Here is a 15,258-nt window from a genome sequence, read left to right as displayed (position 1 = left end):
ATGCTACAGATTGCTGATAAAACTTTCTCATCACGCTTATTCACCGGCACCGGGAAATTTTCTTCCCCGCAGGTGATGGTTGAGGCGATTCGCGCTTCAGGCTCACAACTGGTGACGATGGCGATGAAACGTGTCGATTTACGTAACCCGAACGATGCCATTCTTGCGCCGTTGCTCGACGCGGGCGTTCAACTATTGCCGAATACCTCCGGGGCCAAAACGGCGGAAGAAGCGATATTTGCCGCACAGCTGGCGCGTGAGGCGCTCGGCACAAACTGGGTCAAACTCGAAATCCACCCTGACGCTCGCTATTTATTGCCTGATCCTATCGAAACGCTAAAAGCGGCGGAGCAACTGGTGAAACTGGGTTTTGTGGTACTGCCTTATTGCGGCGCAGATCCAGTTTTGTGTAAACGGCTCGAAGAAGCAGGATGCGCGGCAGTGATGCCGTTGGGCGCGCCGATTGGTTCAAACCAGGGCTTACAAACCCGCGCATTTCTGGAAATTATTATCGAGCAATCCCGCATTCCGATCGTAGTGGATGCGGGAATTGGCGCACCCAGTCACGCAGCCGAAGCGTTGGAAATGGGCGCTTCGGCGGTGCTGGTGAATACCGCCATTGCCGTTGCGCGCAACCCCGTGCAGATGGCTCATGCGTTTCGCCTCGCCGTTGAAGCAGGCGCGTTAGCCGCTCAGTCTGGTTTGGGGCCACGCCACCAGCAAGCGCAAGCGTCCAGCCCGTTAACCCAGTTTCTGCAATTCAGCCAGGAGGGGGCGTGATGTCGCAAACCTTCACCGACCGCTGGCGAGAACTGGACTGGGACGACATCACGCTTCGCATCAATAGCAAAACGGCTGCCGACGTAGAGCGTGCGTTAAGCGCCCGCAAAATCACGCGCGATGATCTCATGGCTTTGCTCTCTCCTGCCGCCAACGGATTTCTGGAACCCCTCGCGCAAAAAGCACAGCTTTTAACTCGCCAGCGTTTTGGCAACACGGTGAGTTTTTATGTGCCGCTTTATCTCTCAAATCTCTGCGCTAACGATTGTACTTATTGCGGTTTTTCGATGAGCAACAAGCTCAAACGTAAAACACTTGATGAGCAAGAAATCGAGCGGGAATGCGAGGCGATTCGCAAACTGGGCTTTGAGCATTTGCTGTTAGTGACGGGAGAACACCAGACCAAAGTCGGCATGGACTATTTTCGCCAGCATCTTCCGGTGATTCGTCGCCAGTTCAGCTCGCTGCAAATGGAAGTGCAACCGCTCGATGAACACGAATATGCCGAGCTGAAAACGCTCGGGCTGGATGGCGTGATGGTTTATCAGGAGACTTATCACCAGGCGGTTTACGCACAGCACCATTTGCGCGGCAATAAGCAGGATTTCTTCTGGCGCCTGGAAACGCCGGACAGGCTTGGCCGGGCGGGAATCGACAAAATTGGCCTGGGTGCACTAATTGGGTTATCGGATAGCTGGCGCACCGACTGCTTTATGGTGGCTGAACATCTTTTATGGCTGCAGCAAAAATACTGGCAAAGCCGTTATTCGATTTCATTTCCACGATTACGCCCCTGTGCAGGCGGCGTAGAACCGGCATCGGTAATGACAGAAAGCCAACTGGTGCAGGTGATATGCGCGTTTCGCCTGCTTTCTCCCAATGTCGAGCTTTCCCTTTCTACGCGGGAATCGCCGTGGTTCCGGGACCATATGATCCCGCTCGCCATCAACAATGTCAGTGCGTTCTCTAAAACTCAGCCCGGAGGGTACGCCGATAATCACCCTGAGCTTGAGCAGTTTGCACCGCACGACGGGCGCACTCCGGTGGAAGTGGCTGAGGCATTAACACGCTCAGGCTTACAACCTGTGTGGAAAGATTGGGATAATTTTCTGGGGAGAGTTCATTTTAGCTAATCAGGCTGACTTGGCTGGAAACGCAAAATGTAACCGGTTTCAGTCTATCTAAGTTTCTTTTGTGACACCTCACACACAATCACTGCAAAGCGGTTGTTGTACCGGGGCGTCACGGATAATTATCTGTGTATCCAACGGACACTGAGAGCAGATCTATGAAGAATATCGTTTTGTGTTGTGCAGCGGGTATGTCGACTAGCATTTTGGTCCAACGTATGAAGGACGCCGCTCAGAAGAAAGGTATTGAAGTCTCAATCAAGGCAGTGCCGGTTGCAGAATTTAAAGACAATATCGACACTGCCGATATCGTGCTGCTGGGTCCACAGGTTAAATACGAACACGCCAAGCTTCAGGCTATTGCAGAGCCGATGGGTAAAACGGTTGCTGTTATCGACATGATGGATTACGGCATGATGAAAGGCGATGTTGTGCTCGAGAAAGCTTTGAAAATGATGGAGTCATAAGACGTGGAAGATTTAGAAACGATTATCATGGAATTGTTGGTTAATGCCGGTAGCGCGCGCAGCCAGGCACTGACAGCTCTGCAAATGGCCCGTAAAGGGGATTTCGTAGCAGCTCAACAAGCGATGGAAGAGTCTCGTGAGTTTGTGAAACATGCGCATAAAATTCAGACCCAACTTATCGGGCTAGATGAAGGCTCTGGCAAACTGCCGGTTAACTTGATTACCGTACACTCCCAGGACCACCTGATGAACGCGATGGTGATTCAGGATTTGGCCGAAGACATGATTGAACTGTATCGCCGCTTGCCGCTAGCTAACTGATTTTTCGTTCCTTTCAGTTTTAACGCTTCAGATTTCAGGCATAAAAAAACCGCTCTTTCGAGCGGTTTTTGTTTTTGGCGTCTCTAACGATTAATCGTTATCGTTGCCGCCCAGATTACCTGCGTTCAGCAATTCTGCCAGGCTGGCAGTTGCATCTGCTGCAGTGACCTGAGGTACAACTGGCGCTTCGCCCGCTGCACGACGGCGCATACGATCCTGGTGGTACGCATAACCGGTACCAGCTGGGATCAAACGACCGACGATAACGTTCTCTTTCAGGCCGCGCAGTTCGTCACGTTTACCCGCAACAGCTGCTTCGGTAAGCACACGAGTTGTCTCCTGGAACGATGCCGCGGAGATGAAGGACTCGGTTGCCAGAGAGGCTTTGGTGATACCCAGCAGATCGCGTGAGAAGGACACGTTGATCTTGCCGTTCGCTTCCAGTTCGCGGTTAGCGATCTTGACGCGAGAGTATTCAGCCTGCTCACCTTCCAGGAAGTCAGAACTACCAGCGTTAACGATGGTTGCTTTACGCAACATCTGACGCACGATGACTTCGATGTGTTTATCGTTAATCTTAACGCCTTGCAGACGGTAAACGTCCTGCACTTCGTTGGTGATGTAACGAGTCACAGCATACACGCCACGCAGACGCAGAATGTCGTGCGGAGATTCTGGACCATCGGAAACAACGTCACCGCGTTCTACAACTTCGCCTTCGAACACGTTCAGCTGACGCCACTTAGGAATCATCTCTTCGTAAGCATCGCTGCCGTCGAGTGGAGAGATAACCAGACGGCGTTTGCCTTTGGTTTCTTTACCGAACGAGATGATCCCGCTGATTTCAGCAAGGATAGCTGGCTCTTTCGGACGACGTGCTTCGAACAGGTCAGCAACGCGTGGCAGACCACCGGTGATGTCCTTGGTACCACTGGATTCCTGCGGAATACGCGCCAGCGCGTCACCAGAGTGAATCTGAGTACCATCTTCCAGCTGAACAATCGCTTTACCTGGCAGGAAGTACTGAGCTGGCATATCTGTACCAGGGATCAGAACGTCGTTGCCTTGAGCATCAACAATTTTCAGTGCTGGACGCAGATCTTTACCACCCGCGGTACGTTCTGCAGAATCCAGAACAACCAGAGATGACAAGCCTGTCAGTTCGTCAGTTTGACGAGTAATGGTCTGGCCGTCGACCATGTCAGTAAAGCGGATGAAACCACTTACTTCAGAGACGACTGGCATTGTGTGCGGATCCCAGTTTGCTACGGTCTCGCCCGCTGCAATCTGCTCGCCATCACCTTTACCCATTACCGCACCGTAAGGAACTTTATAGCTCTCTTTAGTACGACCGAATTCGTCAATCAGTTTCAGTTCAGTGTTACGAGAAGTCACTACCAGTTTACCGGCAGAGTTCACAACCGACTTCGCGTTGCTGAGCTTGATGCTACCTTTGTTCTTAACCTGAATGCTGGATTCAGCAGCAGAACGAGATGCCGCACCACCGATGTGGAACGTACGCATCGTCAGCTGAGTACCTGGTTCACCGATGGACTGTGCCGCGATAACCCCGATAGCTTCACCTTTGTTGATGATGTGACCACGTGCCAGGTCGCGACCATAGCAGTGTGCACACACGCCGAAGTCGGTTTCACAACCAACAACAGAACGTACTTTCACGCTATCAACAGAGTTAAGTTCTAACACGTCACACCACTGCTCATCGATCAGGGTGTTACGGGTTACGAGGATGTCTGCAGTACCCGGCTTGATCACATCTTCAGCCGTTACACGGCCCAGAACGCGGTCGCGCAGTGGTTCTTTAACATCACCGCCTTCGATAACCGGAGTCATCGTGATACCTTCGAGGGTGCCACAATCGTCTTCGGTAACTACCAGATCCTGTGCAACGTCAACCAGACGACGCGTCAGATAACCGGAGTTCGCAGTTTTCAGTGCGGTATCCGCCAAGCCTTTACGAGCACCGTGCGTGGAGATGAAGTACTGGAGTACGTTCAGACCTTCACGGAAGTTCGCGGTGATTGGCGTTTCGATGATGGAGCCATCTGGCTTAGCCATCAGACCACGCATACCAGCCAACTGACGAATCTGTGCTGCAGAACCACGAGCACCGGAGTCGGCCATCATGTAAATGCTGTTGAAGGAAACTTGCTGCTCTTCGACGCCGTCACGGTTAATAACGGATTCGGTTTGCAGGTTGTCCATCATCGCTTTAGATACACGATCGTTCGCCGCAGCCCAGATATCGATTACTTTGTTATAGCGTTCGCCTGCTGTTACCAGACCAGACTGGAACTGTTCCTGAATTTCAGCAACTTCAGCTTCCGCTTCAGAGATGATTTCAGTTTTCTTCGCAGGGATGACCATGTCATCGATACCAACGGATACACCTGAACGCGCTGCATAAGCAAAGCCGGTATACATCGTTTGGTCAGCAAAGATTACCGTAGGCTTCAGGCCCAGAATACGATAACAAGTGTTCAGCATTTTGGAGATTGCCTTCTTGCCCAGCGCCTGGTTGACGATGGAGTAAGGCAGACCTTTCGGTACGATCATCCACAAAATCGCACGACCTACGGTAGTGTCGATAATGCTGGTTTTGGCAACGAACTCTTCGTTCTCGCCTTTTTCATATTCAGTGATACGCACTTTTACACGCGCATGCAGAGAAGCCAGACCTGCGCGATAAATACGCTCAGCTTCTTTAGGGCCAGTCAGCACCATGCCTTCGCCTTTGGCGTTAACACAGTCACGGGTCATGTAGTACAGACCCAATACAACGTCCTGAGAAGGAACGATGATTGGCTCGCCGTTCGCTGGTGACAGGATGTTGTTGGTAGACATCATCAGCGCACGCGCTTCCAACTGAGCTTCAAGCGTCAGTGGAACGTGTACTGCCATTTGGTCACCATCGAAGTCGGCGTTATATGCCGCACAGACCAGCGGGTGCAGCTGGATAGCTTTACCTTCGATCAGTACTGGCTCAAATGCCTGGATACCCAAACGGTGCAGAGTTGGTGCACGGTTCAGCAGTACCGGGTGTTCGCGGATAACTTCGTCCAGGATATCCCAAACGACAGCTTCTTCGCGCTCAACCATTTTCTTCGCAGCTTTAATGGTGGTAGCAAGACCACGCAATTCCAGCTTGCCGTAGATGAACGGTTTGAACAGCTCCAGTGCCATTTTCTTAGGCAGACCGCACTGATGCAGACGCAGGTATGGACCTACGGTGATTACAGAACGACCGGAGTAGTCAACACGTTTACCCAACAAGTTCTGACGGAAACGACCCTGCTTACCCTTGATCATATCGGCCAAAGATTTCAGAGGACGCTTGTTAGAACCGGTGATGGCACGACCGCGACGGCCGTTATCCAGCAGGGCATCTACCGCTTCCTGCAGCATACGTTTTTCGTTACGTACGATGATGTCAGGAGCAGCCAGATCCAGCAGACGTTTCAGACGGTTGTTACGGTTGATAACGCGACGATACAGATCGTTCAGATCTGAAGTTGCGAAACGACCACCATCCAGCGGAACTAATGGACGCAGATCTGGCGGCAGAACCGGCAGAACTGTCAGGATCATCCATTCTGGTTTGTTACCAGATTGAACGAACGCTTCCAGCAGTTTGATACGCTTGGTCAGCTTTTTACGTTTGGTTTCGGAGTTGGTTTCGTTCAGCTCTTCACGCAGAGTTTCACACTCTTGCTCCAGATCCATGTTTTTCAACAAGGCCTGAATAGCTTCCGCACCCATCTTCGCATCGAATTCGTCACCGAACTCTTCCAGCGCATCCAGATACTGCTCTTCAGTCAGGATCTGACGACGCTCGAGGTTGGTCATACCGCCTTCGATAACCACATATGATTCGAAGTAAAGTACACGTTCGATATCACGCAGTGGCATATCCAGCAGCAAGCCGATACGAGACGGCAGTGACTTCAGGAACCAAATATGTGCAGTTGGGGAAGCCAGCTCGATGTGACCCATACGCTCACGGCGCACTTTAGTTTGGGTAACTTCAACGCCACACTTCTCACAAATAACACCACGGTGTTTCAGGCGCTTGTACTTACCGCACAGGCACTCATAGTCTTTTACTGGCCCAAAAATACGAGCACAGAACAGACCGTCACGTTCTGGTTTGAACGTACGATAGTTAATGGTTTCCGGCTTTTTAACTTCGCCGAATGACCAAGAACGGATCATGTCTGGCGATGCCAGAGCAATTTTGATCGCATCAAACTCTTCGGTCTTAGTTTGCGCTTTCAGAAACTTAAGTAAGTCTTTCACGGATTAGCTCCCGTCGGAGTGAGACTTCTCAGAGACGTCCGGTGTGACCCGGACATCCTGTAACCAGTACAGCAGATACGAGTGATTACTCGCCTTCCAGCTCGATGTTAATACCCAGCGAACGGATTTCTTTCAACAGTACGTTGAAGGATTCCGGCATGCCTGGTTCCATCTGATGGTTACCATCCACGATGTTTTTATACATCTTGGTACGGCCATTAACGTCATCAGACTTAACAGTCAGCATTTCTTGCAAGGTATAAGCAGCACCGTATGCTTCCAGTGCCCACACTTCCATCTCACCGAAGCGTTGACCACCGAACTGAGCTTTACCACCCAACGGCTGCTGAGTAACAAGGCTGTAAGAACCGGTAGAACGCGCATGCATTTTGTCATCAACCAAGTGGTTCAGTTTCAGCATGTACATGTAACCTACGGTTACTGGACGCTCAAACTGCTCACCGCTACGGCCATCAAACAGAGTGATCTGACCGGAAGTCGGCAGGCCACCCAGTTGCAACAGCTCTTTGATTTCCGACTCTTTTGCACCGTCGAATACCGGAGTAGCAATCGGCATACCTTTTTTCAGGTTCTCAGCCAGACGCAGAACTTCATCGTCGGTGAAGGTGTTCAAGTCAACTTTCTGACGAACATCTGAACCCAGGTCGTATGCTTTCTGGATAAATTCGCGCAGCTTGGAAACTTCTTCGTGCTTCTTCAGCATAGCGTTGATTTTCTCGCCGATACCTTTAGCAGCCATACCCAAGTGGGTTTCCAGAATCTGACCGATGTTCATACGAGATGGTACGCCCAGCGGGTTCAGTACGATGTCTACCGGCGTGCCGTTTTCATCGTAAGGCATATCTTCGATCGGGTTGATCTTGGAGATAACACCTTTGTTCCCGTGACGACCTGCCATCTTGTCACCAGGTTGGATCTGACGTTTAACGGCCAGATACACTTTAACGATTTTCAGCACGCCAGGTGCCAGGTCATCGCCCTGAGTGATTTTGCGGCGCTTAGCTTCAAGTTTCTTCTCAAACTCGTGCTTCAGCTCGTCGTACTGCTCTGCCAGCTGTTCGAGCTGGTTTTGCTTCTCTTCGTCAGTCAGACCCAGTTCCAACCAGCGATCGCGTGGCAATTTGTCGAGCTTCTCAGCTTCAACACCGCCAGCAACCAGCACAGCATGGATACGAGCAAACAAACCAGCTTCAAAGATTTGCAGTTCTTCAGTCAGGTCTTTCTTCGCCTGCTTCAGTTGCATTTCTTCGATTTCCAGCGCGCGCTTGTCTTTTTCCACGCCATCGCGGGTAAAGACTTGCACATCGATGATGGTGCCGGAAACGCCGTTTGGTACGCGCAAAGAAGAGTCTTTAACGTCAGACGCTTTCTCACCGAAGATTGCACGCAGCAGTTTCTCTTCTGGAGTCAGCTGGGTTTCACCTTTAGGCGTTACCTTACCAACCAGAATGTCCCCACCGGTCACTTCAGCACCGATATAAACGATACCGGATTCATCCAGTTTGGAGAGAGCTGCTTCACCCACGTTAGGGATGTCTGCAGTGATCTCTTCAGGCCCAAGCTTAGTGTCACGAGACACACATGCCAGTTCCTGGATGTGAATAGTTGTGAAACGATCTTCCTGAACAACACGCTCGGATACGAGGATGGAGTCTTCGAAGTTGTAACCGTTCCACGGCATGAACGCTACACGCATGTTCTGGCCAAGAGCCAGTTCACCGAGGTCAGTAGACGGACCGTCTGCCAACACATCGCCACGTTCAACAGGTTCGCCCAGAGAAACACATGGCATCTGGTTGATGCAGGTGTTCTGGTTCGAACGGGTGTATTTGGTCAGGTTGTAGATGTCGATACCAGCTTCACCAGCCAGCATTTCGTCTTCGTTAACTTTGATAACGATACGAGACGCATCAACGTACTGAACAGTACCGCCACGTTTAGCAACCGCAGTAACACCGGAGTCAACGGCAACAGCACGTTCCATGCCAGTACCAACCAACGGCTTATCAGCACGCAGAGTTGGAACGGCCTGACGTTGCATGTTCGCACCCATCAATGCACGGTTGGCGTCATCGTGTTCCAGGAACGGGATCAGGGACGCACCGACGGAAACTACCTGTTGGGTAGAAACGTCCATGTAGTCAACCTGGTCGTTGCTGAACAAGCTGGATTCGCCTTTGCTACGGCAAGTCACCAGGTCGTCTACGAAACGGCCTTCTTCGTCCAGATTGGTGTTAGCCTGAGCGATAACGTAGTTACCTTCTTCAATTGCAGAAAGGTAATGGATTTCGTCAGTTACAACACCTTCAACAACGCGACGATACGGAGTTTCTAAGAAACCGTATTCGTTAGTCTGTGCGTAAACAGACAGGGAGTTGATCAGACCGATGTTCGGGCCTTCAGGAGTTTCGATTGGACATACACGACCGTAGTGGGTTGGGTGTACGTCACGTACTTCGAAGCCTGCACGCTCACGGGTCAAACCACCCGGGCCGAGTGCGGAGATACGACGCTTGTGCGTAATCTCAGACAACGGGTTGTTCTGGTCCATGAACTGAGACAGCTGGCTGGAACCGAAGAACTCTTTGACCGCAGCAGAGATAGGCTTGGCGTTGATCATATCCTGAGGCATCAGGGTATCGAGGTCGCCCAAAGACAGACGCTCTTTAACCGCACGCTCTACACGTACCAAGCCAACGCGGAATTGGTTTTCCGCCATTTCGCCTACGGAACGGATACGACGGTTGCCGAGGTGGTCGATATCATCCACTTCGCCCTGGCCGTTACGGATACCGATCAGCTTACGCATAACCTGGATGATATCGTCTTTGCTCAGGATGCCTGAACCTTCGATTTCATCGCGCAGCAGAGAACGGTTGAACTTCATACGACCAACCGCAGACAAGTCATAGCGGTCTTCAGAGAAGAACAGGTTCTCGAACAGGTTTTCAGCTGCTTCGCGAGTTGGTGGCTCGCCAGGACGCATCATGCGATAGATTTCAACCAGCGCGCTCAGGCGATCGCTGGTTGGGTCGACACGGATGGTCTCAGAAATGTATGCGCCGTGATCCAGGTCGTTGGTAAACAGCGTTTCGATACGCTTATGACCACACTGGCTCAGCTTAGCTAACAGATCCAAAGACAGTTCCATGTTCGCCGGGCAAATCAGTTCGCCAGTCGATGCATCAACGTAATCTTTAGCCGCGACTTTACCAGCAATGTATTCAACCGGAACTTCGATAAGCTTGATATCGTCTTTTTCCAGCTGACGAATATGGCGCGCAGTAATACGGCGGCCTTTTTCGACATAGATCTTGCCGTCAGCTTCGATGTCAAAGGATGCAGTCTCACCACGAAGGCGTTCTGGCACCAATTCCATCTGCAGCTTGTTGTCACGGATTTCGAAATTAACTTTCTCAAAGAACAGATCAAGAATCTGCTCAGTGGTGAACTGTAACGCACGCAGAATAATGGTCGCTGGTAATTTACGGCGACGGTCAATACGTACGAACAAGTTGTCTTTCGGGTCGAATTCGAAATCCAGCCAGGAACCACGGTAAGGGATGATACGTGCGTTATACAGCACCTTCCCAGAAGAGTGGGTTTTACCTTTGTCACTATCAAAGAACACACCTGGGCTACGGTGTAACTGAGAAACGATAACGCGCTCAGTACCGTTAATAACGAAGGTGCCGTTATCTGTCATGAGTGGAATTTCACCCATGTAAACTTCTTGTTCTTTAATATCTTTAACGGTGCCTTCCGGCGCTTCACGCTCGTAGATCACCAGACGCAGTTTAACGCGCAGGGGAGCGGAATACGTAACGCCGCGGATCTGACATTCTTTAACGTCAAATACCGGCTCACCCAGACGATAGCTCACATATTGCAGCTCAGAGTTACCGCTGTAGCTTGCAATAGGGAACACGGAACGGAAAGCTGCTTCCAGACCGTACTGGCCTTCAGGATCTTGCTCGATAAACTTCTGGAACGAGTCAAGCTGGATAGAAAGGAGATAAGGAATGTCCAAAACTTGTGGACGTTTTCCAAAATCCTTACGAATACGTTTTTTCTCGGTATAGGAGTAAACCATTAGGGTTCCTCAGCTCGCTGACAAGTCGACCCATCTGCCCGACAAGGGGACAGTTTGTGCAACACTATTTTGTGGACCGGAAAGTGGAACACTCTCCGCAATACCTGTTTCTATCACTCTTAAACCATTTCGCCACGCTTTACCCCGGAACTCCCGGTGTAGAAAGTCGTAGTATATTAAGGCGTAGATAGAGACAAACATTGAAAGGAAACCAGCAGTCAAACAGTGTGAAACGCTACTGGTACCCTACAGCGCAAAAAGGCTGGTGACTAAAAAGTCACCAGCCATCAGCCTAATTTCTCAGGCTGCAACCGGAAAGGTTGGCTTATTTAACTTCAACTTCAGCGCCAGCTTCTTCCAGAGTTTTCTTCAGAGATTCTGCGTCATCTTTGCTCACGCCTTCTTTCAGCGCAGCTGGAGCGGATTCAACCAGGTCTTTAGCTTCTTTCAAGCCCAGGCCAGTTGCGCTACGTACTGCTTTGATAACGGCAACTTTGTTAGCGCCAGCAGCTTTCAGAATAACGTCGAACTCAGTTTTCTCTTCTACAGCTTCAGCAGCAGCAGCAGGGCCTGCAACAGCAGCAGCAGCGGAAACACCGAATTTTTCTTCCATTGCAGAAATCAGTTCAACAATGTCCATTACAGACATAGCGGATACTGCTTCAATGATTTGATCTTTAGTGATAGACATAACAATTGTTCCTGAAAATCAGAATAAGTTTATACGTAAGCAGATGCGTTAGAAAGGAAAGCGCTATTAAGCAGCTTCTTTCTGATCGCGTACAGCAGCCAGAGTGCGAACCAATTTGCCTGCAGAGGCTTCTTTCATGGTTGCCATCAGGCGTGCGATTGCTTCTTCGTAAGTTGGCAGAGTTGCCAGGCGATCGATCTGGGCCGCCGGGATCAGCTCACCTTCAAAGGCTGCAGCTTTAACCTCGAATTTTGCATTCGCTTTAGCGAATTCTTTGAACAGACGAGCAGCTGCGCCCGGGTGTTCCATAGAATATGCAATCAAGGTTGGACCAACAAACGTGTCTTTCAGGCACTCAAACTGAGTACCTTCAACAACGCGGCGCAGCAAGGTGTTACGAACAACACGCATGTAAACGCCAGCTTCACGACCTGCTTTACGCAGTTCAGTCATTTTACCTACGGTCACGCCACGGGAATCCGCAACAACCGCAGACAGCGCACCTTTGGCTACTTCGCTGACTTCAGCAACAATCGCTTGTTTGTCTTGAAGATTTAAAGCCATTAGCTTTGCTCCTGGATATTAGCCGGGGTTTCCCCCGGAACTCACTTCATTCATTACCAAAACGATAATGAACGTCGACATACGGTGAGCAGAAACAAGCCAAAGACTATCAAAAATATTCTTCAGGTTCTGTCACCGTCTACGCAGGCAATTAAGTCTCTTGCGAAACACCTGCGGTCTTGGACGGAGGCCTGGATAAGGCCAGGCTCCAACCGAAAATTCTTTGTGCCCTGCATTGCAAGGCAACGGGCGTAAGATTTTAGACTAATCTTTCGCCCGCGTAAAGCAGTGAATCTTAGTTCACTACTGCGCTCAGACCAGATTGGTCGACCGCAACACCTGCACCCATAGTGGTAGACAGGCTAACTTTCTTAATGAAAACGCCTTTAGCTTGAGATGGTTTAGCTTTTTTCAGCGCAACCAGCAGAGCTTCCAGGTTTTCTTTCAGTTTGTCAGTGTCAAAATCCACTTTACCGATGGTGGTGTGAATGATGCCGTTTTTGTCGTTACGGTAACGAACCTGACCAGCTTTAGCGTTCTTAACCGCTTCAGCAACGTTAGGAGTTACAGTACCAACTTTCGGGTTAGGCATCAGGCCACGTGGACCCAGAACCTGACCCAGTTGGCCAACAACGCGCATTGCATCTGGAGATGCGATAACAACGTCAAAGTTCATTTCGCCTTTTTTGATCTGGTCAGCCAGATCTTCCATACCTACCAGCTCAGCGCCAGCAGCTTTAGCTGCTTCAGCGTTAGGGCCTTGGGCAAATACGGCTACGCGAACTGAACGGCCAGTACCGTGCGGCAGTACAGTTGCACCACGTACGTTCTGGTCAGATTTACGAGCGTCGATGCCGAGGTTTACAGCAACGTCAACGCTTTCTACGAATTTCGCAGTGGCCAGCTCTTTGAGCAGAGCAACGGCTTCGTTGATGTCATACTGTTTAGTTGCATCAACTTTGTCACGGATCACGCGCATGCGCTTGGTCAGTTTAGCCATTTCTTAATCCTCCACTACCAGGCCCATGGAACGAGCAGTACCTTCGATGGAGCGAGTCATCGCTTCAACGTCAGAACCAGTCATGTCCGCAGCTTTGGTTTCTGCGATTTCACGCACCTGAGCACGGGTCACTTTACCCACTTTGTCTTTGTTCGGCTTACCGGAACCAGACTTGATACCTGCAGCTTTCTTCAACAGAACAGCAGCCGGTGGAGTTTTAGTAACGAAAGTGAAAGAACGGTCAGCATAAACGGTAATAACAACCGGAATTGGCAGACCTTTCTCCATGGATTCAGTTTTGGCGTTAAACGCTTTACAGAATTCCATGATGTTAACACCTTGCTGACCCAGAGCTGGACCAACTGGTGGACTTGGGTTCGCCATACCAGCTGCAACTTGCAACTTGACGTAGGCTTGTACTTTCTTAGCCATCTTAATTTCCTCTAGTGGGTTATAGCGCCTTAAACAATGAAGGCTCCCCGTGAATAATTCGTTCTACGCGCACAAGACGCATAAAAACAAAAGGCGCGAAATTGTATTCCAATCTCGCGCCCTGCGCAACGATTAATCGCTGCTTTTACAACCTAATTACTAGGCTTTCTCTACTTGAGCAAAATCAAGCTCAACCGGTGTAGCACGACCGAAGATAGATACAGAAACCTTCAAGCGGCTCTTTTCGTAATCTACTTCTTCAACTACACCGTTAAAGTCAGCAAATGGACCATCGCTGACACGTACCATCTCGCCTGGTTCAAACAGCGTTTTCGGACGCGGCTTATCACCAACCTGCTGCAGGCGGTTCATAATCGCATCAACTTCTTTGTCACTGATTGGCGCAGGACGGTCAGAAGTACCGCCAATGAAACCCATCACGCGCGGAACGCTACGCACTAAGTGCCAGCTCGCGTCATTCATAACCATCTGGACCAGAACATAGCCCGGGAAGAATTTACGTTCGCTTTTGCGACGTTGGCCACCACGGATTTCGACCACTTCTTCGGTCGGGACCATGACTTCACCAAACAACTCTTCCATGTTGTGCAATTTGATATGCTCACGCAGCGATGTTGCTACGCGGCCTTCAAAACCGGAAAACGCCTGAACGACGTACCAGCGCATTTTAGGGGCTTCAGACATCTCAGAACCTCAGGCCAGTAATAAAAGAAACCAGGCGGACGAGAATACCATCCAGCCCCCACAGAATCAGTGACATTACAGCTGTAACTGCTGCCACGATTAAGGTGGTGTGTAAAGTCTCCTGGCGAGTTGGCCAAATCACTTTACGAACTTCGGTTCTCGCTTCGCGGGCGAAAGCAACTGTTGCTTTGCCTTTCGTCGTTAACAGCGCGACACCACCCGCTGCAGCAATCAGAACAACCACTGCCAGGGCACGCAGAGGCAGAGATACATCACGATAAATGTAGTTGCCCACGATCGCCGCAATCAGCAGAGCAGCAACTGCCAGCCACTTCATCGCTTCCAGGCCGCGCCCGCTTCCTTGAGCTTCGGTATTCGCACTCATAAACCAACCCGTCACAATAATTCAGACAAACATTTTTGCCCCGCATACGCGAGGCAAAACCAGACCGAATGGCTCTTTTCAGGCACTATTCGGTATAACGCTATCTTCAGAGCCTGTCTCAGCAATGATTATGAGTAAAAAATCACTGATGAGCCAGGTTCTGGACAGAGAGCGTGCAAAAAGGGCATCAAATGATGCCCTTTTCATGCGTGTTGCGTCAAATGTTATCAGCGATTAAGCGATAACTTTAGCAACAACGCCCGCGCCTACAGTACGGCCGCCTTCACGGATTGCGAAACGCAGACCGTCGTCCATCGCGATTGGGTGGATCAGGGTAACAACCATTTTGATG

13 protein-coding genes are annotated in these 15,258 nt (G+C 50.4%); 4 read left to right on the top strand and 9 right to left on the bottom strand.

The features are described from left to right. From thiG to GC128_RS21835, 4 genes are all read left to right on the top strand, one after another. The gene (gene thiG, locus GC128_RS21850) at positions 1-780 is read left to right on the top strand and encodes a thiazole synthase (RefSeq protein ID WP_151996067.1); all 780 of its coding nucleotides are present in this window, start codon (positions 1-3) and stop codon (positions 778-780) included. Then, positions 780-1,913 carry a 2-iminoacetate synthase ThiH gene (gene thiH / locus GC128_RS21845; RefSeq protein ID WP_151996066.1) on the top strand — a complete coding sequence of 378 codons (1,134 nt, stop codon included), beginning with the start codon at positions 780-782 and terminating at the stop codon, positions 1,911-1,913. The genes thiG and thiH overlap by 1 nt, the downstream gene beginning before the upstream one ends. Before the next feature lie 155 nt (positions 1,914-2,068). Next, a complete protein-coding gene (locus GC128_RS21840) occupies positions 2,069-2,377 on the top strand; it encodes a PTS sugar transporter subunit IIB (RefSeq protein ID WP_034461506.1) in 309 nt (102 codons plus the stop codon). Positions 2,378-2,380: 3 nt separating this feature from the next. Further along, positions 2,381-2,698, top strand: coding sequence for a PTS lactose/cellobiose transporter subunit IIA (locus GC128_RS21835; protein WP_151996065.1), 318 nt, complete (start codon positions 2,381-2,383; stop codon positions 2,696-2,698). A gap of 90 nt (positions 2,699-2,788) precedes the next feature. Here the strand turns inward: GC128_RS21835 and rpoC are convergent, their stop codons facing one another. The 9 genes from rpoC to GC128_RS21790 form a co-directional block, all read right to left on the bottom strand. Beyond that, positions 2,789-7,015 (bottom strand): DNA-directed RNA polymerase subunit beta', encoded by a 4,227-nt coding sequence (gene rpoC, locus GC128_RS21830; RefSeq protein ID WP_064515278.1) that lies wholly within the window; start codon positions 7,013-7,015, stop codon positions 2,789-2,791. An 85-nt stretch (positions 7,016-7,100) separates the two neighbouring features. After that, positions 7,101-11,129, bottom strand: coding sequence for a DNA-directed RNA polymerase subunit beta (rpoB, locus tag GC128_RS21825; protein ID WP_151996064.1), 4,029 nt, complete (start codon positions 11,127-11,129; stop codon positions 7,101-7,103). Positions 11,130-11,454: 325 nt separating this feature from the next. After that, positions 11,455-11,820 carry a 50S ribosomal protein L7/L12 gene (gene rplL / locus GC128_RS21820; RefSeq protein ID WP_064515273.1) on the bottom strand — a complete coding sequence of 122 codons (366 nt, stop codon included), beginning with the start codon at positions 11,818-11,820 and terminating at the stop codon, positions 11,455-11,457. A gap of 66 nt (positions 11,821-11,886) precedes the next feature. Next, positions 11,887-12,384 (bottom strand): 50S ribosomal protein L10, encoded by a 498-nt coding sequence (gene rplJ / locus GC128_RS21815; protein ID WP_034461803.1) that lies wholly within the window; start codon positions 12,382-12,384, stop codon positions 11,887-11,889. A 295-nt stretch (positions 12,385-12,679) separates the two neighbouring features. Further along, complete coding sequence (rplA, locus tag GC128_RS21810; protein WP_034461804.1) at positions 12,680-13,384, bottom strand: 50S ribosomal protein L1; 705 nt, start codon at positions 13,382-13,384, stop codon at positions 12,680-12,682. Positions 13,385-13,387: 3 nt separating this feature from the next. Next, positions 13,388-13,816 (bottom strand): 50S ribosomal protein L11, encoded by a 429-nt coding sequence (rplK, locus tag GC128_RS21805; protein ID WP_120066378.1) that lies wholly within the window; start codon positions 13,814-13,816, stop codon positions 13,388-13,390. Between the two features lie 159 nt (positions 13,817-13,975). Further along, a complete protein-coding gene (gene nusG, locus GC128_RS21800; protein WP_034461806.1) occupies positions 13,976-14,521 on the bottom strand; it encodes a transcription termination/antitermination protein NusG in 546 nt (181 codons plus the stop codon). Position 14,522: 1 nt separating this feature from the next. Next, positions 14,523-14,906, bottom strand: a complete 384-nt coding sequence (secE, locus tag GC128_RS21795; protein ID WP_151996063.1) for a preprotein translocase subunit SecE — start codon at positions 14,904-14,906, stop codon at positions 14,523-14,525. 234 nt (positions 14,907-15,140) lie between these two features. Next, the coding region (locus GC128_RS21790; RefSeq protein ID WP_076995039.1) for an EF-Tu C-terminal domain-related protein at positions 15,141-15,258 on the bottom strand (118 nt) is incomplete at its 5' end.

Origin of the sequence: Buttiauxella massiliensis (genome assembly GCF_902500225.1) — a bacterium.
GTDB classification, from domain to species: domain Bacteria; phylum Pseudomonadota; class Gammaproteobacteria; order Enterobacterales; family Enterobacteriaceae; genus Buttiauxella; species Buttiauxella massiliensis.
Note: the sequence above shows the minus strand (reverse complement) of the source record. Positions and strands in the feature narration are given on the sequence as shown.